The organism is Psychrobacter sp. CX5, from assembly GCF_057621535.2.
Genome location: NZ_CM177735.1, coordinates 419092 through 441900, shown reverse-complemented (window position 1 = coordinate 441900; position 22809 = coordinate 419092). Strand labels below are relative to the sequence as shown.

Below are 22809 nucleotides of genomic sequence, written 5' to 3'. Positions count from 1 at the left end.
TTTTTTATTACCCTTTTAGCAACTACTATGTCATAAAAATAGTGGCTATCACATAGGGTTTTTTGAACATTTGTCTGAGAGGTAGAGCTAGACATTCAATAAATAACCACCATTCGCCTATAAAGTGTTTAAAGATTGTCATTTGTCTAAGTCCTAAAGTTTTATTCTCCAATAGTGATTTATTGTCTTGAAAAAATAGTGGACTGACCCTATTAGTTAGTTAACCCATTGGTAAGTTAACGCCATAATAATTATGTGAAATTTAAGAGGTTAATATGAGCGATGATAATATGAACAATAAGAACAACCCTACACAGCATGTTTTTGAGGCGGAAGTTGCCCAACTATTGCATCTCGTCACACACTCCCTGTATTCAAATTCAGATATTTTTGTGCGTGAGCTGGTTTCAAATGCATCGGATGCTTGTGACAAATTACGCTTTGAAGCGACCAGTGACGACAGCCTGTATGAAGATGATGGCGAGTTAAAAGTCCGTATTGATATTGATGAAGAGGCGAAAACCATTACCTTTATCGATAACGGTATCGGTATGAATGAAGCAGATACGATTGAAAACTTAGGTACTATCGCTAAGTCTGGTACCAAAGCATTTTTGGAACAGCTATCAGAATCGCAAAAACAAGATGGTCAGTTGATTGGTCAGTTTGGTGTTGGTTTCTATTCAGGATTTATCGTTGCTGATACCATCACCGTAGAGTCTCGTAAAGCGGGCACGCCAGCTGACCAAGGCGTGCGCTGGGTATCAGATGGTACGGGTAAATTTACCACCGAAACCATCACCAAAGACACCCGTGGCACCTCAATCACGCTTCATCTAAAAGAAGAGTTTACCGAAGGCGAGGATAACTATCTTGATCGCAATAAGATCAAACGCTTAGTCAATAAATACTCTGATCATATCAGCCTGCCTATTCAAATGCGAAAAGAAGTCTGGCAAGAAGATGTGGTAGAAGAGGGCGAAGACGATAACGATAAAGTTGACGAGTTTGGCGCGCCAGTGAGCAGTGGCGGTGAAATGGTATTGACCGATGAGTGGGAAACCATTAACAAAGCCAGCGCTCTATGGACCCGTTCGAGCTCAGAGATTGACGATGAAGAGTACATCGATTTTTATAAAAACATCACTTATGACTTTGACGACCCATTAGCTTGGACACATAACCGTGTCGAAGGGCGGGTTCAATATACGCAGCTGTTATATATTCCAAAAAAAGCACCGTTTGATTTATATGCTCGCGAGCAACAGCACGGTCTTAAGCTGTATGTGAAGCGTGTGTTTATCATGGACGATGCTGAGCAGTTATTGCCCATGTACTTACGCTTTGTGAAGGGTGTGATTGATTCGCAAGACCTACCATTAAACGTCTGCCGTGAGATTCTTCAAGAATCACGTGATGTGAAGTCTATCCGTGATGGTAACGCGCGTCGTGTGTTGACGCTTCTTGGCAGTCTTGCTAATAGTGAAGATGCCGACAAGCAAGACAAGTTCAAGCAATTTTACGCTGAGTTTGGTGATGTGATAAAAGAAGGTCTTGGTGAAGATATGGGTAACCAAGAGCGCATTGCTAAGTTGCTGCGTTATACCACCAGTACTCATGAGGGTCTTGAGACCAGCTTTGCTGACTATAAAGAGCGCATGATTGAGGGTCAAAAAGCCATTTATTACCTCACCGCTGACAATTTAGCGGCCGCTAAGAATAGCCCACAGCTTGAGCTGTTTAAGAAAAAAGGCATTGAGGTTATCCTAATGACCAGCCGTGTCGATGAGTGGGCGATGAACTTCCTGACTCAGTTTGATGGAACGCCATTACAGAATATCGCCAAAGGGGCGGTTGACTTAGGTGACTTGCAAGACGAGGAAGAAAAAGAAGAGGCCAAAAAAGCAGAAGAAAGCTTAAAGCCTGTTGTCGATAAGTTAAAAACAACGCTCGGCGGCCGTGCTAAAGATGTTCGGGTGTCCAATCGATTAGTGGATAGTCCTGCTGTCTTAGTAACGCCAGAAGGCGAGCTGTCACCTCAGATGATCCAAATGCTTAAGCAGATGGGTCAAGAAGTGCCAGATACTCAGCCCATTTTAGAGGTCAATCCAAACCATCCTTTGATTCAAAAACTTGAATCTAGTGAGCAGTTTGATGACCTTGCGCAAGTCATTTTCGACCAAGCCTTACTTGCAGACGGCGGTCAACTTGATGACCCTGCGGCTTATCTAAAACGTGTCAATGAGTTATTGTTGAAATAGACTCTTGTTTTAAACAAGGGTAGGGTGCGCCCCGCGCACCAAACATAACAATCTATATTAAAATAAAAGGACTCATAGTTGAGTCCTTTTTTTATGCAATGAATAATACCAATTCTGAAGAAAGTTATGAATCAATGGTGGATGTTGCCGAGGAGCGATTATAGAATGAGTGTTATTTTTACCATAAATTAAAAAGGTGGGTTACGTTCTTTTTGCTCCTTTATGAGTCTTAAAAAATCCAACTACACCCTTGTACATGGGCTATATGTGTCATTAATGTTATATTTTACATATATCTCAAATATAGAGGTAAATTTTGGATTTTTATACACATATAGTATTACATTTTATTATCCAGCTTTAGGTTGGATACGTTTTTTCTGCATCCTTTCCCCAAACGTATTCAAACCTAAAAACCAAAGAACATCACAACAACGCTTTGTATCATTTCATATAATTAATTCTTGGTAATATAACTAAATAGAAATTTTGCTTAGACCTCATGATTGAATTAGGCCATAGGGTTTAAACCGCATTAATTTAAACACTAACAATTAAAAAAAATAAAATAAGGAGTTATGATGCAAGACGTGAAACCTTTGAATATTGCTTTAATAATAGGTAGCTTACGTAAAGAGTCAATAAACCGAGCCTTTGCTGAATACATGGTATCGCAAATGCCTGAGCAGGTTACTGTAACCGAATGTCAAATCGATGATTTACCTTTATACAATGAAAACATTGATACGGATACACCACCAGAAAGTTATACCCGTATTCGCAACCAAGTGGGAGATGCTGATGGATTATTGATTGTCTCGCCAGAGTACAATCGCACTATCCCAGGCGGATTAAAAAATGCGATTGATATTTTATCGCGTCCAAAAGAGGGCTCTGTACTTAACAATATTAAAGTAGCCTTTGTCACTGCTTCACCTGGGACGTATGGTGGTAGAAGTTGCGGCTTTGATTTACGCAAAACCATGCTACCTTTTGCAGCACAAGTTTTATTAGCGCCAGAAATATATCTGAGTCATGCTGGTGATGCCTTAGATGAAAATAACAAGGTTAGCAGTGAACGTACACAAAAGTATTTACAAAAATTTGTTAACGCTTTTGTTGAGTTCTTGGAAGATAAATAGAGCAACTTGCTTTTATTATTACTTAGCTATTATTACTTAGCTATTCTTACTTACCTATTCTTACTTAACTATTCTTAATAGTTACCGGCAATACAGGGTATCTATCGGTAATTAAAACTATAGCCGCGCTTCGCTCTTAGCTGAGAGACAAGGCGCGACCATAGTTTTGTAAGAAATACGCCTTAAAACTGACATATTTATCCCCGTCTAAAGGGCTTCGATATTAAAGCTCATATTTTGCTTTTTTTAATGGTTTAGTAGCTCCTGTTTTAACTATTCACTGTTTTAATTCCTCAATTACCCCAACAAAGTTATCCACGCCTTGAGCACCGGTCACCAAATGACGATTATTAAAGATAATCGCAGGGACGCCCTGTATGCCTTGCTGGGTAAAATATGCCTCCTCCTCACGAACCTCATTTGCATACCGCTGGTCTGTTAGCACTGTTAAAGCCTCATCTTTATCAAGACCAACAGACTCTGCAATTTCAGCCAATATAGCATGATCAGACACATCACGATGTTGGGTAAAGTGAGCAGTAAACAATGCCATTTTCAACTCATGTTGCCGACCTTTATTTGCCGCCCAGTGTAATAATTGATGCGAAGCAAATGTATTGTACATTCGCATATCATCACTAAAGTTCATATCAAATCCCAAGTCTTTAGCGGTTTGGGTGATATGAGCTCGGTTTTGCTGTGACTGCTCAACAGTAATACCGTATTTTTCCATTAAGTGCTCTCGTACATTTTGCCCTTCGCTTGGCATATCTGGATTTAACTCAAACGGATGCCATTGTATCTCACATGAGGTATTAGTCTTATCTAAAGCTTGTTGTAGTTGTAAATATCCAATAAGGCACCAAGGGCACATCACATCAGAGACCATATCGATGCGAAGTGGTTGTTTAACGTCTGTCATAGTGTTTCTCCTCTCTTTCTATTTTTATGTTTATAACCTTTTTGTTTTTTGCTTCATGGTTTGTTTCTAGCTTCATGGGAAAGTTACTTTATTAAAGTCATTTTTAGCCATTGATAATTTCATGGACTAAAATAATTACCTTAATTGTACAAATCAATGTACAATAAGTCGTTTTAAAATAACTTAACTCACTTTAAATAGTTATTAACCAGCATAAGTTTTCAGGTGGTTATTATTTAAAGAGACTTTTTTTGCTTATTTATCATTATCTGCCAAGTTAGATATATTAACTACAGGGAACGTTTATGGTAGGTAATTTTATGGCAAATGGTTTTTATAGCACTTCTTTATGCTATAGGTAAGTTAGTTGATGATAACTGTACGAGTTTCAACGGACAGTATTTAATATAATTTATAAAAGACGCATAGCGTCTTATTATAGGGAAAGTAATATGACAACTTCAAAAAAATTAGCGGCCGAGTTTTTAGGCACAATGTGGTTAGTCCTTGGCGGCTGTGGTAGTGCCGTATTTGCGGCAAACTTTGGGGGTGATGGTAACCCACTCGGTATAGGATTTGTGGGTGTGGCATTAGCCTTCGGTCTGACAGTTTTAACCGGTGCTTATGCGTTTGGGCACATCTCTGGTGGTCATTTTAACCCAGCCGTTAGCATTGGTTTAATGGTCGGTAGGCGTTTTCCGGCCGCACAATTACCAGGCTATATCATTGCTCAAGTACTGGGTGGGGCACTGGGTGCGTTCATTATTTATCTAATCGCAACGGGTCAATCAGGATTTGCCATTGATGCCAGTAGTGCAGGTGCATTTGCGACCAATGGTTTTGGTGATTTTTCTCCAGGTGGCTATAGTATGATGTCAGCCTTGATTGCTGAAGTTGTCTTAACCGCTGTATTCCTTATCATTATTATGGGATCAACCCATCACCGTGCACCCGTTGGTTTTGCGCCAATTGCCATTGGTCTTGGTTTAACCTTGATTCATCTCATCAGTATTCCAATTACCAATACCTCAGTCAACCCAGCCCGTTCAACAGCTGTTGCCATATTCGTTGGCGGTGGCGCGTTGTCACAGCTATGGATGTTTTGGGTAGCTCCGATAATTGGTGCTGCGATTGGCGGTGGTATTTATGCTTGGTTAGGTCATGATGGTCCTGATATCGTCGGTGAATAGTTGTAAATTTGTAAATAGTTAGATATTCACACAGTCTAATATTAAAAAACCTAAGAAAAAGGAGCCTAAATAGGCTCCTTTTTCTATGTGTATTAATTTTATGCGTATTCAACCTAAATTAAATCCTAATGACAGCGCTATTTTAATAAAAGGAATAGGTTAACTCTTCTAACTGACCTAGCTATTTTAACAAGTCTAACTATTCTAATAAGCATAATGAGAGCAAATCAAAATACTAGAGTTTATAGAAGTCTAAAACTAAAATGATATATTTAGTTTCATTTTAGTCTAAATTGTGATTATATATGAATGGCATATCAAGCGTTAGGAATCAAGCGTTCGGTATGGGATTACTCATCATACAATTGAAATAACCACCGCGATAACAAGGATGCGTTAACGCTGAATCATAGAACCTGTATTCACAAGATAACAAGGAGAGTTTAGATGTTTAGAGACCTATTAGAACAACGCTACCCACAAGCCATGTCAAAAAATGCCCCATTGAGCATGAGTCACGATATTGGACCAACAGATACGCCATTAATTGAAGCAACAATAGGCGATTATTTCGATGAGGTCGTTGAGAAATTTCCAGATAAAGAGGCGCTCGTCTCTTGCCATCAAAATAGACGTCTGACTTACAAACAACTGCAACAGCAGTCCAATCAGCTGGCCAGCAGTATGATAAGAATGGGTCTACAAAAGGGCGATCGAGTAGGGATTTGGTCACACAATAATAGCGAGTGGCTGTTAATGCAGTTGGCCACTGCCAAAGCCGGTATTATATTAGTCAATATCAATCCTGCTTACCGTATAACGGAGCTAGAGTATGCGCTCAATAAAGTGGACTGCAAAGTACTCGTCTTTATGCGTCATTTTAAGACCAGTGATTATGTACAAATGGTGCAAGAAATGGCACCAGAGATGTATCATCAACAGTATGAGTGCCTTGAGTTAATTGAGTTGCCCAATTTAAAGCGTCTCATTTGGATAGATGAGCCTGATAGCCAAGAACACTTTGGGTTTATGCAAAAGTTCTCCGACTGGATAGCAGAAGGCGATGCCGATGACCCAAAGTTGTCAGAACGTCAAAGACAGTTGGATGCCAATGACCCGATTAATATTCAGTTTACGAGTGGCACTACAGGCACCCCAAAAGGGGCGACTTTAACGCATAGAAACCTACTGAATAACGCGTATCATTTAGGGGAAGCACTGTGTCTGTCGCCTAAAGATAAACTATGCTTGCCACTGCCTTTATACCACTGTTTTGCGATGGTGCTAGGTAATCTTACGGTATTGTCGCATGCGGGTACTCTCGTATATCCCAGTACCAGCTTTGATCCCTTAAGCGTATTGCAAGCAGTAAGCGAAGAGCGTTGTACCTTGTTACACGGGGTGCCCAGTATGTTTTTGGCTATTTTAAATCATCCAAAATTTTCAGAGTTTGATTTGACCACTCTGCGAAGTGGGGTAACCGGTGGAGCAAGCTGTCCACGAGAGCTGATGCAGCGTATTATAAAAGATATGCATATGCATGAGCTTACCATTGCTTATGGAATGACCGAAACCAGTCCTAAGTCTACGCAAACTCTACCAACCACTGACTTTGAAAAACGCATCTCGACAGTGGGACTGGTACAACCTCATTTGGAGGTGAAAATTGTAGACACGCAGAGTGGAGACACCCTACCGATCGGTGAAGTGGGTGAGGTGATGACTAAAGGCTATGCGGTCATGCAAGGCTACTGGAATGACAACGTCAAAACAGCCGAAGCAATCGTCGATGGCTGGATGCATACCGGTGACCTTGGTAGTATGGATGAGCAGGGTTATATTTCGATAGTAGGTCGCAGCAAGGATATGGTGATACGTGGCGGTGAAAATATTTATCCCATCGAAGTTGAAAACTTCTTATATCGTCATCCTAAAATTGCGGATGTCCAAATAGTCGGCATACCCGATGATCATTACGGAGAGGTATTGGCCGCTTGGATAATTCCGAAAGCTGGTGAAACCATGACTGCAAAAGAGGTCAAAAACTTTTGTTATAATCAAATAGCGCATTTTAAGATTCCCACTTATATCCGTTTTGTTGATCAATATCCTATGACGGTGACGGGCAAAATTCAAAAATACAAAATTGTTGAGACCATGAAAGAAGAGCTTGGACTGTCGGATTAAATTAACAAGGTATAGGCAAGATTAAGGGAACATAAAGGGAAGTCAATTAACGTGTATGGGGAAGGCTAGTGCCATAACTTTACTTCTACTTTTTTATTTCTCTTTTATAAACAGTTCATTAATTTATGAGTAGAGCCCATGCACCTTATAGACATTGGTAATGTAAATAAGGGACATGGGTTTTTTTAGTCGATGTATTTAAGTATCCTTTATTTATTATTATTTTTAGTTATTGTTCTTCTAATAAATTGAATCTAATAAATTGAATCTAATAAATAACGTACAACTCTTGTAGAATGAGTAGCCCCGGTATCCATCCTGTCGCTATGGCACAAAATATAGCGTACATACCCACTTGCTTTTCTATATTCTTAGATAAGCTGAGCATTACGAAGTCTAAAAACCATAGAAGTGCCCAAGCGTACCAGTTGAAGATGCTCCAGCCACTAAAGTTTAGAGTTATTTTAAACGTGGCATTTAATGCGACTGATAACGCCGTAAGACTAACAAACAGACAAAACCAGCCTAATCCTTTTGAATTTGTGTTTAAAAACTGATTGATACCCGTCCATATATAGGTAAAGGCGAACAGGAAAGTAAACGCGCCAGTACTTATTAAATGTAGATCATGAGTATTGTTAAAAACCATATAGGTGGCAATTAGAAAACTTAGTATCCCCACTAGAAAATTAATGACGGGTACTTCTTTATCTTGAATTTTTCCGAGTAGCCAGAGTCCGTTAATCAATAAAACGGCACCCACATAAAGTAAGGTTAAACCTAACATATCAAAGATTCTCCTAATAAAAATAGGATCACTTTATATCCGAATCAGGTCTGCCTATTTATCGCTGTTTAATTTGTGCATTACCATTAGTGAAATACAGCTATGAGATAAAGCTATCAGGCAAAAGCACCTCTAACCAATAGGCTTATCAGCCCACTAGGAAGTCTAAGGTTTGGATAAAATTCACACGTTTAAATTAAACAAATATCATGTCTGTAAGTTTGACAGGTAAGCACAAGCTAAGAAAATAAGTCGATAAGTGTCATACATTGGGATATAAAGCAGTCCTAAAGCATAAAATCAGGACATGTTAATTAAACATGTCCTGATTTTTAAGCGAGCATCCGTAAAATATTAACTAAATAAAACGGCGCATAATCCTACAACGGCCATGAAACGCTGAACGATTAAGCTGTTTTGCACATGAGTACTCAGATAGTTTGCAATGACGTTTCCAAAGGAGTAAAGCGCTAACATAGCGGCGATCATACCGACAAAGAAACCCGTAGTTCCACCGTTAGTAGGGGCTTCAAGCGCATGTGCTGCCCCATGAAACATGGCTAACGCACCAAAACCAACAATAGCCGCATTATATACAGTCTTGAAAGAAGCGTTGCTGTGTCCGCTAAGGGCAGGATTAAAGTAGCGGCTCATAAGGGCTATCGTCAATAACACAATGGATACCACAATACCCGCTTCGACAAATTGACTGTTTAAACTCACACTTAAACTAAGCGCAAATCCCGCTATTAAACCAATAGTTAAGGAGGCAAACCCTTTTTTAAAGCTCTGCATTTGGGTAAATAGCAACCCCATTCCTAGTGCTAACATCAGATGGTCAATGCCGGTCAATGGGTGAATTAAACCTGCCAATAACGATGAGAAAAATGAACCATCTGATACGAATAAACCGTGCCCAGGGTGTGCAAAAGCGAGTGTCGGTAGTAATGAGAGTAGCGTTAATACACTTAAGGTTGCGGATTTAGTCGTTTTATTGGAAAGTTTAATTAAGTTAGCGTTTTTTGTTATCATCATAAATTCCTTAATTAATGAAGTAAGTCGATTTTCTTACTATTAAATATTGACACTAAAATTAATATCATTGTTTACTTATATAGCTACAGCACCCTATGCTGTGCCTATCATGCCTTTGTCTTTGATAAAAGCCACGATCTCATCTAGGCCTTCGCCGGTTTTCATATTGCTAAATACTACAGGTTTATCGCCTCGCATTTTTTTGGCATCACGCGCCATTACCTCAAGAGACGCGCCCACTAAAGGCGCTAAATCTGTCTTGTTAATAATCAGTAAATCAGATTTCATAATACCTGGGCCGCCTTTGCGCGGTATCTTATCGCCTGCTGAGACATCTATCACATATAAGGTTAAGTCTGACAATTCAGGACTGAAAGTTGCGGCTAGATTATCACCTCCCGACTCAATGATAATTAATTCAAGGCCAGAGAATTGGTTTTGTAATTCTGCAATTGCCGATAGGTTAATAGAGGCATCTTCACGAATGGCAGTATGAGGACAGCCACCAGTTTCCACACCGCGAATACGTTCTGCTGGCATGGCGTTATTGCGCGTTAGGAACTCAGAGTCCTCTTTGGTATAAATATCATTGGTAACCACCGCCATATTGATTTCATCTCGTAGGCGTTGGCATAGTCTTAACGTTAATGCCGTCTTACCTGACCCAACAGGACCACCAATGCCAAGACGAAGGGGAGATAAAGTAGTAGTATTGTCAGTATTTTCAGTTTTGGGCGTAAGCGCCATAGTAAGTATCCTTATTCTTCATTTGTATAGTCAGCGAACTACTAAACGGTTAGAGCGTTAACCTCGTTAAGCCTACTCCTGTAGTACTAGCACTTGGTTGCCTTGTAACCATTTTAGACTTCTTTGACTATATTTATAAACAAAATTTTAAGAGTTGTCATAGTAGACAGCTTCAATTATTTTAAGATTACGAGCGAAATAAACGGCTATATTGTCGTTCGTGCTGACAAGACAACATGGCTAAATTCGGTAAATTCGCCGACATATTTAGCTGTTGATAAAAAATGCCTAGTGACCGCTGTGCAAGACCGGTTTTCGAGCCTTTAGTGTCCGAGCCTTCAGTGTTATAACATTGATAAAAGATATTCCGATCACTTGATTGCTTTGAATCATCTATATATTGATGGTAAACGTGACGCACTTCGGCGGCAATGTTAGGACTATATTGGCTCAACTGCTGTTGTAATTGCCAAATAATACGTTGTCCTGCCATTTGTCCAAGGGGTACCGTTTTTACCGCAGCCAATACCATATTTTCAATTTGACCAAAGGCATAAGTAGTCATCGCCTGTTCTGGACTGATTTGCCAATGCGCACTGATGTTCGCAAACAGGGGTAAAAATCCATTGATCACCAGCTGATTAGGAACGTTTAGATCCAATACCTCATCCAGCCATGAGGATAATGAAAGCGCTAACTGGCTCGACTCATACACAAACTCTTTACTCTCACGGCTGGCATGATAGTCCGCGGCTAAGGCATTGGCCAAGTCTTCATCCTCATCGGTTAGGGCAGTCACCATTAACGCCAATAACGGAAGCTCATAACCTAATAAAGCCAGTTCTAGATAGTCCGTCATAAACGATAACGTACTGTCTTCATCATCAATAAGGCCAGCCTCTATAGCAGGCTCAATTCCTTGCGAATAGGTATAGCTACCAATAGGCAAGTTACTCGATGCCAGCATCAGTAGCCGACCGGTGACATCATTTGTGCTATGGTTGTTGTTAACGATATTTTGGTCAATTTCAGGGTCAGTCATGGGAGTGGCTTTCACTATGCGAATGACTATGGGCATCATGTGAATGACTGCCGTGAGAGTGACTGCCATGTGATTGACTGCCATGAGAGTGACCACTCTTATAAGCGCCCGTTTCAGGCTCAAATGGAGCTTGTACTTGCTCTGTCTGTAAACCCAAGTTTTGTAGCATGGACTCGAGAACATGGTCAGGTTCAAAGTAGAGGGCAGTCGGCGTTATCATAAGAGGGACATGGCGATTGCCTAAATGATAAGCGCCTTTCATTAGGTTAAATCCATCGTTAGCGGTGACGCAGACCAACGTTTGGTTGGCCGCTTTTATCTGAATAAGCTTTCCATCAGCGGTAGATAGTATGCAGCCATCTTTTAAGGTTTCAGTACGAGGTAGGTCAATACCTACAGATTCTTGACGTTCAGTCTCTGCTTTAAAACGGCTACGCTGACGGCTGTCAAAGTCTAAACATAGATAATGTTTATCCTGTTTCTGCTCTTCAATTAAAGACCATTGTTCAGGCGTTAAATCATTATCATTAAGGCGTTGCGAATAAATTTTCATAAGGCTTGTTGTCTTTTTGAATTTATTAAGGTCACTAAATTAAGGTATTAAAATAATAAGATGTCATTAAAATAAGAAATAACGCTGTGCCATAGGCAATTGATCGACAGGCTCACAAGTCAATAGCTCACCATCGGCATGCACTTCATAGGTTTCAGGGTTAATTTCCATAACTGGGCAATGGCTATTGAGCTTCATATCACTCTTGCGCACTCGACGAATATTGTGAACCGGTTTAATGACTTTATTAAGCTCAAGCTCGGTAGCAACGCCCTTATCAATTGCAGATTGAGACATAAAGGTAATGCAGGTCTGAGCCACTGTTTTGGGGAAGCTGCCAAACATACTACGATAATGAACGGGCTGCGGCGTCGGAATAGAGGCATTAATATCACCCATTGGCGCTGCCGCTATTAAACCGCCTTTAATAATGCAATCTGGTTTAACGCCAAAAAAAGCAGGAGACCAAAGAATCAGATCTGCCCATTTTCCCACTTCAACCGACCCGACCATATCGGCAATGCCATGCGTGATAGCAGGATTGATAGTGTATTTAGCTATATAGCGCTTAATACGGAAATTATCATTATCCTCACTAAAGTCAGTTTGGGATAGGTTGATATGACCTGCGTCTTGTTCGGTTTGCGCAGAGGCATCTGGTGCCAGATGACCGCGTTGAGCTTTCATTTTATTGGCAGTCTGCCAAGTACGAATAATCACTTCACCCACACGCCCCATTGCTTGAGAGTCACTACTCATCATAGAGATTGCACCCGTATCATGCAAGATATCTTCGGCAGCGATGGTTTCTTTACGAATACGACTTTCGGCAAAGGCCACATCCTCTGCAATCGCTGGGCTCAAATGATGACAAACCATTAACATGTCCAAATGCTCATCAATGGTATTGACGGTAAAAGGACGCGTTGGATTGGTCGAAGATGGCAGAACATGCGGTTGCCCAATGGCTTTTAGGATATCAGGAGCATGTCCACCACCTGCACCTTCGGTATGGAAGGTATGGATGCAGCGGTCTTTAAAGGCGCCAAGTGTGCTTTCTAAATAGCCACTTTCATTTAAGGTATCAGTATGAATGGCGACTTGTACATCGTAGTTATCAGCAACACTTAAGCAGTTATCGATGGCTTGAGGTGTGGTGCCCCAATCTTCATGTAGTTTTAGACCAATGGCACCCGCTTCAATTTGTTCGACAACGGGGTCAGGCAAGCTCACATTACCTTTGCCCAGTAGCCCTATATTCATCGGTATATAATCAGTTGATTTAAGCATACTTTGGATATGGTAAGCACCGGGTGTACACGTAGTGGCAAGCGTACCTTGAGCAGGCCCTGTTCCCCCGCCAAGCATGGTCGTCACACCCGACATCAGCGCTGTTTCGCATTGTTGAGGTGCAATGAAATGTATGTGACTGTCGATACCACCGGCGGTAAGTATTTTACCTTCCCCAGCGATAATCTCAGTTGATGCGCCAATGGGCAGGGTTACATCGGGCTGAATGTCTGGATTACCGGCTTTACCAATGCCGCTGATACGCCCATCTTTAAGCGCCACGTCCGCTTTATAAATACCAGTATAATCAACGATAAGCGCATTGGTGATAACCGTCTCAGCGACGTCAACAGCCATTAATTGAGACTGTCCCATACCATCTCGAATGACTTTACCACCGCCAAATTTGACCTCTTCACCGATATTAATGCTGGAGTCTGAATGTATTGGATTATCATTTGCCAACGTCTTGGCGTCTTCTTCAGAATGTTCTGAGCCACTAATTAATATTGATTCGTCTGTTGAAGATAAAGAGGTGTGTGTAGAGGGGGAGTTGGATGGGTCTCCTGACTTGTTATCTCTTTGTGAGTTTTGATTGCCGTCTATTTGATTGGTCAAATCGTACTCTACTTCAAGCCATAAATCGGTGTCGGCTAACCTTACTTTATCCCCTGTACTTGGACCAAAATGTTCTGCGTAGATGCGGCGGTCGATACGTTTTTGAGAGGTTTTTTGAGTGTGTTCAAGCTTAGCTTCCCCCATTACCTTACCAGCAAAGCCGTATATTTCTTGCTTACCTCCGATAGCGACCAACTCGACTTCGCGCGCTTGTCCTGGCTCAAATCTGACTGCTGTACCGGATAAGATGTTTAGACGATAGCCTTTTGTCGCCTCTCTATCAAAGCTCAAAGCATCGTTTACTTCATAAAAGTGATAGTGAGAACCGATTTGAATAGGGCGGTCACCCGTATTGACAACCTCTATCGTTTGCACGCTACGGCCTGCATTTAAGGCCATCTCTCCTGCTTTTATTTTATATTCGCCCGCTTTCATAATAATCCTTAGTTGTTAATTTATTAAAACCATCATGTATTATGTCTTAGCTATTGTGAGTCTCGTCAGCTACACGATAGGATTATGCACGGTTACCAATTTGGTGCCATCAGGAAACGTTGCTTCAATCTGAACGTCTGGTATCATATCTGGCACGCCTTCCATAACATCATCTGCGGATAGATATGTCGTGCCTTCACTCATAAGCTGTGCCACACTTTTACCATCTCGTGCGCCTTCCATAAGCAGCATACTAATATAGGCTACCGCTTCAGGATAATTGAGCTTAACACCTCGATTTTTACGGCGTTCAGCAACCATACCAGCAGTAAATAGCAATAATTTATCTTTCTCAGTCGGGTTTAGTTGCATGGGTTGATTCCTTGCTTAATTGTTTTTATCAATGTTAGACCCTGTATTTACACCCCAAAATTGGCTATTTTTTCAAAATATCCTAACTTTAGCGGTTAATAACAGGTTCTTAGGTTTAAGAACATAGTTAATGGTATTTGCCATGTGTATATGATTCATTTTATGACATTATTTAACTGCCTACACGTGAATACACAAACTTTTAACTTAAGTATCCCATATTCTCGGTCGATGTGGTTCAAGTTGGTACCAGTTTTTTCGGAGCACTTCACGTACTTTATAAAACGCTTCAAAGCAGGCACGTACATCCACACCCAGATAGCGACAATTAATAGCTTGATAGTTATGGGTACATTCAATAGGAAGGTTGTGCTCATCGATTAACTGTCGTAATTCAGATAGGGTCTCATCCAAATATTGACCGAGCTTTAGGGGATTGGATTGTTGAATGGTAGAAATTACACTTTTGCTGGGTACTGCCCACAATGAACCATGAACATGCTGATTATTTAGACCAAGTGGAGATTGAAACCAACGTGATGCAGCTTGCTGTTGGGTGTTTTCACTGATTAACAAAGACTTATCACGCCATACCTCTAACCGATTGTTATATTGACCATGAGCAAAGGTCTCGTTGTAGGCTTGGCGACCAAATACCGCAATATCCCATGTTATTAAGCTGGCGGTAGGCGCAAGATAAAAGCGGTTACAAGCATGACTGACCGAATAATCGAAGTAGATGCTTTCTTGAGGGAGCCATTCGAGTATCGCATTATCCTCAAGCGTCGCTGTGATATGTTGTTCAGCTTGCACAGAACTCGAGATTGGCAGAGTTTTATTTGGACGGTATTCAACTGGCATGGTTTTTAGCATAGATTGATCAGCAGCAACCGAATCTCGTATGGACTGCCGTTGTCCATACCACTTACCGGCGCCAGGTGTGGTGATAACCGCGTGACTGTTTGATTTTAAGTCAAAATTTAGGCTTAATTTATCCCCATCAGCAATACCAGCAGGGGGATACAGAACGTAGACATGACAAATACCAGACTGATGCCTTGAAGTTAAATCTTTTAAAGTCGATGAATGAGTCTGTTGTACAGTCTCAGGTTCTGGATACAATGGTCGCTGAACCATTAACGCACCTGAATGTAAACGATGGAATAGTCGTGTTTTCTGACGATGCGCTATTGAGTCAAAGCTTAATTGTAATGTGGATTGCCAAGTCAAAAGGAGTCCTAAGCGCCGAACTTATGCGGCGACCATGAGTAAATAATTAATCATTGAATTTAATAATGGGGTACATACTCAATAAACTTATGTGTTAAACATTATATAAAGGCCAAATAAATGATAGTTAAGCCTTGCAAAAATTAGGCCAAATCATCTAAGAATATTGAATTATTGGTATTATTTTATTCCCTTTTATATCTCAATAATTTAACGTACGGGTAGCAAAATTATTCAATAAGTAATCTATCGTAAAAAAAAGCAAAGTTTTGTGAATATTAACATCATTAAAAATAATAACTTATGATAACCCTAAATCTGGTTTTAAGCTAAGATATTGTTTTAAGTTAAGATAATAATGTTTAATAGGTTATTACTTATCTTCTGTTTGAATAAAAATAGCGTATTAAATAACTATTAGCTTATGAGAGCAGATTATTGCGAGAAAAGTGTATTGAATGATGAGGTTTTACTTTTAAAAGTTCAGCCCTATGTTAATCAGCGCTATGTTAAAATTAAGGTCACTAGATTAAGGTCACTAAATTAAGGTCACTAAATTAAGACCACTAGTCTATAAAAAATAATCTACAAAAACTAATCAATATAGCCCCTAGAAAAGTGGCGACTGAAAATAACGCACTACTTAACCTTCAAATTAACCTTCAAACTTGAACCTTAACCAAAAAAATAAAAGGACTAAATTATGTCAAATCTCAAACTTATTAGTAATAACCGCTGCTTTAATGGTGAACAACACTATTACACCCATTATTCTGAAACCACTAAATCTGAGATGCGTTTTAGCATTTATTTGCCCGATGAGGCGTTAGCTCGTAAGACCTGTCCTGCTATTTTATTTCTATCAGGTCTGACCACTAGCCCAGATAATGCAACGCAAAAAGCCCATTACCAAAAGAAGTGTAGTGAGCTTGGCATGATCTTTATAGTGCCGGATACCTCTCCTAAAGGGGACGATATCTCAGATGACGAGCGTTATTATGTTGGTCAGGGAGCAAGCTATTATGTCGATGCCACGCAGTCGCCTTGGGCTGAGAACTTTAAAATGCACACCTATATCATTGAAGAACTTTATGATCTAATCCGCCATAAGTTTCCGATAAGTAGCATTGGTATTTCAGGTCACTCTATGGGTGGTCATGGCTCTATTATGTTTGGATTTAAATATCCTAGTAAGTTTATCAGTGTATCAGCGATTGCTCCTATCAGTGCGAGTAGCCAGTCTGATTGGGGTAAGCCTGCCTTTGCCGAGTACTTTGGTAAAGACTCAAATCAGGGCGAGGGCGCATGGTCTCAATATGATGCGGTCACCGCCGTTGAAAAGGCCGGTAAACAATATCCCAACATCTTGGTAGATCAAGGGGCTGATGATGAGTATTATCAAGATGGCTATCTACGTCCAGAATTGTTACAACAGGCGTGTCAAAAAGTGGGTCAACAGATGACGTTACGCTATCACGGAAACTTTGATCACAGTTATTATTTCGTTCAAACCGTGATTGACGACCACATCGAACACCATTATTACGCCGCTTTAACTAATGGATAACAGGTTAAGTTTTCTAAAAATTTAAAATATAGACCCGTGACCATGGGGTGTTATGCACCTCTTAACGTATCATACATTCTATTTAAATAAGCTTTTCAGACGAGAAATATATGAGCTCACAGCCAACTTTAACGCCTTCTAATTATCTAATTGCACCTTCTATCCTCTCGGCCGACTTTGCGCGTCTTGGTGAAGAGGTCGAAACCGTATTAAAAGCTGGTGCAGATGTCATTCATTTTGATGTGATGGATAATCATTATGTGCCAAACTTGACATTTGGTAGTATGATTTGTAAGGCGCTACGTGATTATGGTATTGACGCCCCAATCGATGTGCATTTAATGGTGACGCCGGTTGACAGTATGATTGAGCAGTTTTTGGAAGCTGGAGCGAACATTATTACCTTTCATCCTGAAGCTACTCGCCATGTGGATAGATCTTTACAGATGATAAAAGATGGCGGTGCGGAGTGTGGATTGGTGCTCAATCCTGCGACGCCGCTACACCACCTCGACTATGTCATGGATAAAGTTGATCAAATATTATTGATGAGCGTTAACCCAGGCTTCGGTGGACAATCATTTATTGAGGGCACACTCGATAAGGTCAAACAAGTACGTCAGCGTATCGATGCCAGTGGTCGCGATATTCGGTTAGAAGTCGACGGTGGGGTGAAGACCAACAATATCAGAGCTATTGCTGAAGCAGGTGCTGATATGTTCGTTGCTGGTTCTGCAATTTTTAATCAGTCAGACTATAAGCAAGTAATTGACCAGATGCGTCATGAGCTAAGCCTGGTGGGTTCAACGCAAGTTTAGCGTTGCCGCCCTTTTTTATAGCGTGCCTATATGAGACACATCATGACCAATAATACTGAAAGCTCCCCTAAGCATGGAACTGGAACCAATGGTACTTTAAACAATGGTACTTTAAACAATAGCACTGTAAATAACGGTACTGCAAACAATAGCATTGATAATAATAGCGCCATACAAGACACCCACTTGCACCACACTAACTTAGACTCTAATAGCTTTAATCTAAATAAGCTTGACCCTGATGAGCTTGACAAAAGTGAGCCAAGTTTAGTACCCAAAAGCCTAACCATTGGCTTGGCGATATTTGCGTTAATATTGAGTCTAGCAGGCTATGTGTTTAGGATTATTGCAGGTCATCCTGTGCAAGAAGTGTTACGTCATGCGGCCGTATTAGTACCACTTTTTGTGATTGTCATACCGTTTGGGTTTTGGGTGGGCGCACTGATTATGAACAGAGTCAAAGGTTTAGCTATCCAGCGCCGTAATGCACTGACACTAGGATGGCTAATATCTTGTGTTACGATGCTGTGGTTTATGGGGACTTATAGTTAGTGGAGTTTAATACGCACTGCTTTAAAAGACGATAGCCAAACCTTTAAAAGAGCTTGCGTAGGATGTTCAATAATTATTCAGACCTAAACATAGGCACCTTTGTTTAAAATATTGACGGGTGCCTTTTAATCCAAAAATTCCCTAATGCTAGCCTATAAATATAGATTCTAAGGAAGTCAACGTGTCACTATTTGATCCCAATTCGTTTTATTATCCTTATCCTAAGGGTATCCCTAAAGGCTTGATTAAGACCTTAGTCATTGGCTGTTTGCTACTTGGACTGGCAGGTCTGAGTAAAGGGGAGGGCTGGCAAGGTTGGTTAATCGTATTTGAAAACTGGCTAATGATGCTGATTATTATACCGACGGCAGTAGCTGTTGTGGCATTGCCCTTTAAATATCGCGACCCAACTTTTGAGCTAAAAAATGCCTATTGGATGGGCATGTTTGTTGCCCTGCTATTCACCCTAGGCAAGCTGCGTTATTTACGTTAACGTCACTGAATTTATCCTGCTCTTAACCATGGTTTGAAACCTCTTGCAACGCATTGCTACAAATTAACCTTGAAATTTGTGCTCAAAGCGTCCATTGTTATTAAATACACAGATGCTAAATGAGGTGAATTAAGCATGGTATTTAATACTGAAAAAGAAAACGTTGAAGTCGACATTGATGTCGAGACTGGCGAGCGTTCTACACGCCGTCGCAAAGGATTTGCTCAAGAAACGGTGCTAGAGCTGATTGAAAATGAAAAAGGTCAAATTATCTTAAGAGATTCCTCAGATGTGGAAGATCCGTTAGTGACCATTAACTTCTCGGAAAAAGTAAAAGATATTTTGGGTAATGAAGCGCAATTCATCGGTCACCGAATGATTCATGCTGCCATTCAAGAAGTGATGCAAAAGCAAGTCAGTCAATGGCATGCCAATGTATATGACGAAGAGCCAGAGCATTACAGTTAATTAATCACAAATAATTAAACACAAATCGCAGAGACAAAAAAAGCGGGTTATCATCAGATAACCCGTTTTTTTTGCTAACTATTCAAATAATTTATTTATAAAATACTGTTTTTAAACAACTGCTTTCAAATAATTATTTGATTTTAGCTTCTTTAAAGATAACGTGCTTACGGACTTTAGGATCAAACTTTTTGATTTCCATTTTGCCAGGCATAGTACGTTTGTTTTTGGTAGTGGTGTAGAAATAACCAGTACCTGCAGTCGATACTAACTTAATCTTGTCTCTCATGATGGTTTCCTATTTGTTTATAAAAAGCGTATTAGTCGGTTAAATGACTATACTTTTTCACCTTTGGCGCGTAAATCAGCAAGCACTTTGTCGATACCGTGCTTATCAATGATACGCATACCTTTAGCAGAAACACGAAGACGGACAAAACGGTTTTCAGATTCTACCCAAAAACGATGGTTATGTAGATTTGGCAAAAAGCGACGACGGGTTCTGTTAAGCGCATGCGAAACATTGTTACCCACCTGAGGGCGCTTTCCTGTCACTTGACATACTCGAGACATGACGGACTCCTAATAAAGTTGTAAGACATTGGTTTGACATGCTAATCATGTTCAAATATAAAATGTCTATACTACTCAAGATAACGAATCACAATGCGGCTATGGACACATAGGACTGCAACTTGAATAAAATGTTAACAGAAAGTTAGCGGTCACACCCTTTAATCGCCACAACAAATAAAGGAAGACCCACACTAAATAATAAAATTCGGTAGCTGAAACGTGATAAATTTTTAAGGGCGTATTTATACCACATAACCGCTTTTTTTTCAAATAAATATTCAGCTATTATCGCACATTTGGTACAAAGTTTTAAGCGAAAAGCAGTCTATTTGTGTACTATTTGATCATTCTACCTCGTTCTCAACTTATTTAAACTCATTGTAGGCTGGTGCTTTTAGCCCAGCAAATTAAAACCTTTAATCAAAAATGCTGGGCTAAAGCCACAGCCTACATTAAGAGTTGAGAATGGGGTGATTCTATAACGCCAAATCAGGAACATGGAAGCGCAGTACCAATCACCTCAAGACTTAGAGCAGTTCAATTTTAAATAGCTACTTTAAACTGCCACCTAAAATATCTACTTTAAATATCTATTATAAACAGCTACTTTTAAATGTTCTTAAGTTAACCCCAATAAGACGAAAAAACGACTCTAATATTCAGGAATAAAGCCATGCAATTCCCCCATCAAAAGACCGAAAATGCAAAACCCGTATCTGGGGAAGGGGTTATTCCAGATACTAAGGATACTGAAGGTACTGAGGGTACTGAGAATATACCTTATACATTGCTTGGGGTATTGTTGACGCTGTATTTTGCCCAAGGTATGCCGTCAGGGTTTATCACTCAAGCGTTACCTGCCATCCTTCGTGACTATGATGTGTCACTGGAAATGATTGGGTTGTCTGGGCTTTTATTGGCACCGTGGGCGCTAAAGTTTTTGTGGGCGCCAGTTGTCGATCGCTATTTCTCGCCTAAATGGGGACGCTCCCGCAGTTGGATAATACCGCTACAGTTATTTTCAGCGGTCATTATGGTGATTGTCGGATTATTTAATCCGTACCAGTTAAGCTCACCTATGATGTTATGGATGATGTATGGCTTGTTGTTTTTATTAGGGTTAACGGGAGCGACTCACGATGTGGCTGCCGATGGTCTAGCGACGCGCTCATTAAGCAGCTTTCGTTATCACTTTCATCATAACTCTGACAATGATTCTCACAATGTCCCTCACAATAATTGCCACAATGACCCTCACTCAGCGCAAAAGGCTAATACAACTCAACTTGATAAAGGGTTAGAGGAAACCAGCAAGTCTAAAGTATCTGACCCAATAGATGTACCGAGTCAGAGTTTTCGTAAACCCGATTCTCCTGATCCCGATTTGCATCCTCAATCCATTTATTGTGAACCCTCACACCCTCAAACTTTTCATCCTCAATCGATGGGTGAGAACGATGACTTCGTTGAAGTGTCACAAAACATTGCACTTGATCAACGACAACAAGACTCAGTACACGCCAATATGTCAGAAGTGCCTAAGCACCCTTATCGGGGCATGGGCAACGCTGTCCAAGTCATTGGCTACCGTTTGGGACTTATTGTTGGCGGGGGTGTATTTTTAATGGTGCTTGGCAGTTGGTCGTGGCGCTACAGCTTTTTTGCTTTGGCAGGACTGATCCTGTTAAACACCTTACCGATTTGGCGTTATGCAGAGAACAAGCGCATTCCTATTAACGTGATTCCTTTAAATAATGGTTTGTCAGAAAACCCAACGCAAACTGCGAAGATTTATGATGATGTAAAGACTGATACCGCAAACGTACCTGAAACTAGGAAATCGGTGAAGCAATACTTGCAGGATCAGTATGGCTACTTTTGGCATAACACCGAGATGCGGGGATGGCTCATGGTGCTGCTAACGTTTAAAGTGGTCGATGGTATCTCTAGTGGCATGGTCAAGCCGATGATGGTAGATATGGGGATATCGACTGCCAGTATCGGGCTGTGGGCGAGTGTACTGGGATCGGTAGCAGCCTTACTAGGGGCAGCAGTGGCAGCTTGGGTACTAAAGCGGTGGCGACATCATACAGCGTTGCTCGCATTTTATGTGTTTCAGGTGTTTACCACTGCGTTATATGTATTAGTCGCCATAGGTTATGAGTACCCAAAGTGGTTAGGGATATTGGCAGTAGAACATACAGTGCCATTTTGGTGGGCGTATGCAGCCAATGGTATTGAACATTTTTCAGCAGCATTGGCGTTGGTAGCGATGCTGACTATGGTGATGCATTATGCCCGTCATGATAAGGCGGGTAGCGACTTTACCACGCAGGTGTGTTTGTTGACTATTTTTAGCGGTGGCAGTCACTTATTAAGTGGCTTTATTGCAGGTCAATTGGGATATACGCTGCATTTCATGCTAAGTGTGGGATTAGGGGTGATTTGTTTGTTGCCCTTATGGTATTGGCGTCAGTGCTTTATTAAAAAGTATAGATAGAATACGGGTGTTTATTGTCTTAAA

Annotated in this window: 21 protein-coding genes; 10 read left to right on the top strand and 11 right to left on the bottom strand. The window is 40.6% G+C overall.

The window, feature by feature from the left end; all coding sequences use genetic code 11:
- Window positions 1-290 precede the first annotated feature (290 nt).
- A complete protein-coding gene (gene htpG / locus AC21OG_RS01655; protein ID WP_487377617.1) occupies window positions 291-2261 on the top strand; it encodes a molecular chaperone HtpG in 1971 nt (656 codons plus the stop codon).
- A 581-nt stretch (window positions 2262-2842) separates the two neighbouring features.
- Complete coding sequence (locus AC21OG_RS01650; protein ID WP_487377567.1) at window positions 2843-3403, top strand: NADPH-dependent FMN reductase; 561 nt, start codon at window positions 2843-2845, stop codon at window positions 3401-3403.
- 277 nt (window positions 3404-3680) lie between these two features.
- On the opposite strand, the gene AC21OG_RS01645 is transcribed toward AC21OG_RS01650, so the two are convergent.
- A complete protein-coding gene (locus AC21OG_RS01645; RefSeq protein ID WP_487377566.1) occupies window positions 3681-4325 on the bottom strand; it encodes a DsbA family oxidoreductase in 645 nt (214 codons plus the stop codon).
- A gap of 452 nt (window positions 4326-4777) precedes the next feature.
- On the opposite strand from AC21OG_RS01645, the gene aqpZ reads away from it, so the two are divergent.
- Together aqpZ and AC21OG_RS01635 are read left to right on the top strand one after the other, a co-directional pair.
- On the top strand, window positions 4778-5515 hold the full coding sequence (gene aqpZ / locus AC21OG_RS01640) for an aquaporin Z (RefSeq protein ID WP_487377565.1): 738 nt from the start codon (window positions 4778-4780) through the stop codon (window positions 5513-5515).
- Window positions 5516-6001: 486 nt separating this feature from the next.
- On the top strand, window positions 6002-7702 hold the full coding sequence (locus AC21OG_RS01635) for an AMP-binding protein (protein ID WP_487377616.1): 1701 nt from the start codon (window positions 6002-6004) through the stop codon (window positions 7700-7702).
- 268 nt (window positions 7703-7970) lie between these two features.
- Here AC21OG_RS01635 and AC21OG_RS01630 read toward each other — a convergent pair whose 3' ends face one another.
- The 8 genes from AC21OG_RS01630 to AC21OG_RS01595 form a co-directional block, all read right to left on the bottom strand.
- Window positions 7971-8489, bottom strand: a complete 519-nt coding sequence (locus AC21OG_RS01630; RefSeq protein WP_486547323.1) for an AmiS/UreI family transporter — start codon at window positions 8487-8489, stop codon at window positions 7971-7973.
- Window positions 8490-8843: 354 nt separating this feature from the next.
- Entirely contained in the window at window positions 8844-9524 is a 681-nt protein-coding gene (locus AC21OG_RS01625; protein ID WP_487377564.1) for a HupE/UreJ family protein, read from the bottom strand.
- Between the two features lie 93 nt (window positions 9525-9617).
- Window positions 9618-10271 (bottom strand): urease accessory protein UreG, encoded by a 654-nt coding sequence (ureG, locus tag AC21OG_RS01620; RefSeq protein ID WP_487377563.1) that lies wholly within the window; start codon window positions 10269-10271, stop codon window positions 9618-9620.
- Between the two features lie 187 nt (window positions 10272-10458).
- Window positions 10459-11313: an urease accessory protein UreF gene (locus AC21OG_RS01615; protein ID WP_487377561.1), complete on the bottom strand. Its 855-nt coding sequence runs from the start codon at window positions 11311-11313 to the stop codon at window positions 10459-10461.
- Complete coding sequence (gene ureE / locus AC21OG_RS01610) at window positions 11306-11866, bottom strand: urease accessory protein UreE (RefSeq protein ID WP_487377560.1); 561 nt, start codon at window positions 11864-11866, stop codon at window positions 11306-11308. Before ureE ends, AC21OG_RS01615 begins: the two co-directional genes overlap by 8 nt.
- A gap of 66 nt (window positions 11867-11932) precedes the next feature.
- Complete coding sequence (gene ureC / locus AC21OG_RS01605; protein WP_487377558.1) at window positions 11933-14209, bottom strand: urease subunit alpha; 2277 nt, start codon at window positions 14207-14209, stop codon at window positions 11933-11935.
- A 69-nt stretch (window positions 14210-14278) separates the two neighbouring features.
- Window positions 14279-14581: an urease subunit gamma gene (ureA, locus tag AC21OG_RS01600; protein ID WP_486547318.1), complete on the bottom strand. Its 303-nt coding sequence runs from the start codon at window positions 14579-14581 to the stop codon at window positions 14279-14281.
- 207 nt (window positions 14582-14788) lie between these two features.
- Complete coding sequence (locus tag AC21OG_RS01595) at window positions 14789-15811, bottom strand: urease accessory protein UreD (RefSeq protein WP_487377556.1); 1023 nt, start codon at window positions 15809-15811, stop codon at window positions 14789-14791.
- 703 nt (window positions 15812-16514) lie between these two features.
- Here AC21OG_RS01595 and fghA point away from each other — a divergent pair.
- From fghA to AC21OG_RS01570, 5 genes are all read left to right on the top strand, one after another.
- Window positions 16515-17378: an S-formylglutathione hydrolase gene (gene fghA, locus AC21OG_RS01590; RefSeq protein ID WP_487377555.1), complete on the top strand. Its 864-nt coding sequence runs from the start codon at window positions 16515-16517 to the stop codon at window positions 17376-17378.
- Window positions 17379-17488: 110 nt separating this feature from the next.
- The gene (gene rpe, locus AC21OG_RS01585) at window positions 17489-18196 is read left to right on the top strand and encodes a ribulose-phosphate 3-epimerase (RefSeq protein WP_487377553.1); all 708 of its coding nucleotides are present in this window, start codon (window positions 17489-17491) and stop codon (window positions 18194-18196) included.
- 42 nt (window positions 18197-18238) lie between these two features.
- Window positions 18239-18748, top strand: coding sequence for a hypothetical protein (locus AC21OG_RS01580; RefSeq protein ID WP_487377551.1), 510 nt, complete (start codon window positions 18239-18241; stop codon window positions 18746-18748).
- Window positions 18749-18929: 181 nt separating this feature from the next.
- Window positions 18930-19241, top strand: a complete 312-nt coding sequence (locus AC21OG_RS01575) for a hypothetical protein (protein WP_487377549.1) — start codon at window positions 18930-18932, stop codon at window positions 19239-19241.
- A gap of 135 nt (window positions 19242-19376) precedes the next feature.
- Window positions 19377-19709: a hypothetical protein gene (locus AC21OG_RS01570; RefSeq protein WP_486547312.1), complete on the top strand. Its 333-nt coding sequence runs from the start codon at window positions 19377-19379 to the stop codon at window positions 19707-19709.
- A gap of 133 nt (window positions 19710-19842) precedes the next feature.
- Here the strand turns inward: AC21OG_RS01570 and rpmG are convergent, their stop codons facing one another.
- Window positions 19843-19998, bottom strand: coding sequence for a 50S ribosomal protein L33 (gene rpmG, locus AC21OG_RS01565; RefSeq protein ID WP_019671862.1), 156 nt, complete (start codon window positions 19996-19998; stop codon window positions 19843-19845).
- A gap of 47 nt (window positions 19999-20045) precedes the next feature.
- Window positions 20046-20282 (bottom strand): 50S ribosomal protein L28, encoded by a 237-nt coding sequence (gene rpmB / locus AC21OG_RS01560; protein WP_486547311.1) that lies wholly within the window; start codon window positions 20280-20282, stop codon window positions 20046-20048.
- A gap of 676 nt (window positions 20283-20958) precedes the next feature.
- Between rpmB and AC21OG_RS01555 the strand changes: the two genes are divergently transcribed.
- Window positions 20959-22785: an MFS transporter gene (locus tag AC21OG_RS01555; RefSeq protein ID WP_487377547.1), complete on the top strand. Its 1827-nt coding sequence runs from the start codon at window positions 20959-20961 to the stop codon at window positions 22783-22785.
- Window positions 22786-22809 lie beyond the last annotated feature (24 nt).

Excerpts from the sequence above, each read along its gene's own strand:
- ureC (WP_487377558.1), bottom strand. The coding sequence starts at position 14,209 with ATGAAAGCGGGCGAATATAAAATAAAAGCAGGAGAGATGGCCTTAAAT.
- ureA (WP_486547318.1), bottom strand. The coding sequence starts at position 14,581 with ATGCAACTAAACCCGACTGAGAAAGATAAATTATTGCTATTTACTGCT.
- rpe (WP_487377553.1), top strand. The coding sequence starts at position 17,489 with ATGAGCTCACAGCCAACTTTAACGCCTTCTAATTATCTAATTGCACCT.
- ureG (WP_487377563.1), bottom strand. The coding sequence starts at position 10,271 with ATGGCGCTTACGCCCAAAACTGAAAATACTGACAATACTACTACTTTA.
- AC21OG_RS01615 (WP_487377561.1), bottom strand. The coding sequence starts at position 11,313 with ATGACTGACCCTGAAATTGACCAAAATATCGTTAACAACAACCATAGC.
- AC21OG_RS01570 (WP_486547312.1), top strand. The coding sequence starts at position 19,377 with ATGGTATTTAATACTGAAAAAGAAAACGTTGAAGTCGACATTGATGTC.
- aqpZ (WP_487377565.1), top strand. The coding sequence starts at position 4,778 with ATGACAACTTCAAAAAAATTAGCGGCCGAGTTTTTAGGCACAATGTGG.
- AC21OG_RS01630 (WP_486547323.1), bottom strand. The coding sequence starts at position 8,489 with ATGTTAGGTTTAACCTTACTTTATGTGGGTGCCGTTTTATTGATTAAC.
- ureE (WP_487377560.1), bottom strand. The coding sequence starts at position 11,866 with ATGAAAATTTATTCGCAACGCCTTAATGATAATGATTTAACGCCTGAA.
- fghA (WP_487377555.1), top strand. The coding sequence starts at position 16,515 with ATGTCAAATCTCAAACTTATTAGTAATAACCGCTGCTTTAATGGTGAA.
- AC21OG_RS01555 (WP_487377547.1), top strand. The coding sequence starts at position 20,959 with ATGCAATTCCCCCATCAAAAGACCGAAAATGCAAAACCCGTATCTGGG.
- rpmG (WP_019671862.1), bottom strand. The coding sequence starts at position 19,998 with ATGAGAGACAAGATTAAGTTAGTATCGACTGCAGGTACTGGTTATTTC.
- AC21OG_RS01650 (WP_487377567.1), top strand. The coding sequence starts at position 2,843 with ATGCAAGACGTGAAACCTTTGAATATTGCTTTAATAATAGGTAGCTTA.
- AC21OG_RS01635 (WP_487377616.1), top strand. The coding sequence starts at position 6,002 with ATGTCAAAAAATGCCCCATTGAGCATGAGTCACGATATTGGACCAACA.
- AC21OG_RS01580 (WP_487377551.1), top strand. The coding sequence starts at position 18,239 with ATGACCAATAATACTGAAAGCTCCCCTAAGCATGGAACTGGAACCAAT.
- htpG (WP_487377617.1), top strand. The coding sequence starts at position 291 with ATGAACAATAAGAACAACCCTACACAGCATGTTTTTGAGGCGGAAGTT.
- AC21OG_RS01625 (WP_487377564.1), bottom strand. The coding sequence starts at position 9,524 with ATGATGATAACAAAAAACGCTAACTTAATTAAACTTTCCAATAAAACG.
- AC21OG_RS01645 (WP_487377566.1), bottom strand. The coding sequence starts at position 4,325 with ATGACAGACGTTAAACAACCACTTCGCATCGATATGGTCTCTGATGTG.
- rpmB (WP_486547311.1), bottom strand. The coding sequence starts at position 20,282 with ATGTCTCGAGTATGTCAAGTGACAGGAAAGCGCCCTCAGGTGGGTAAC.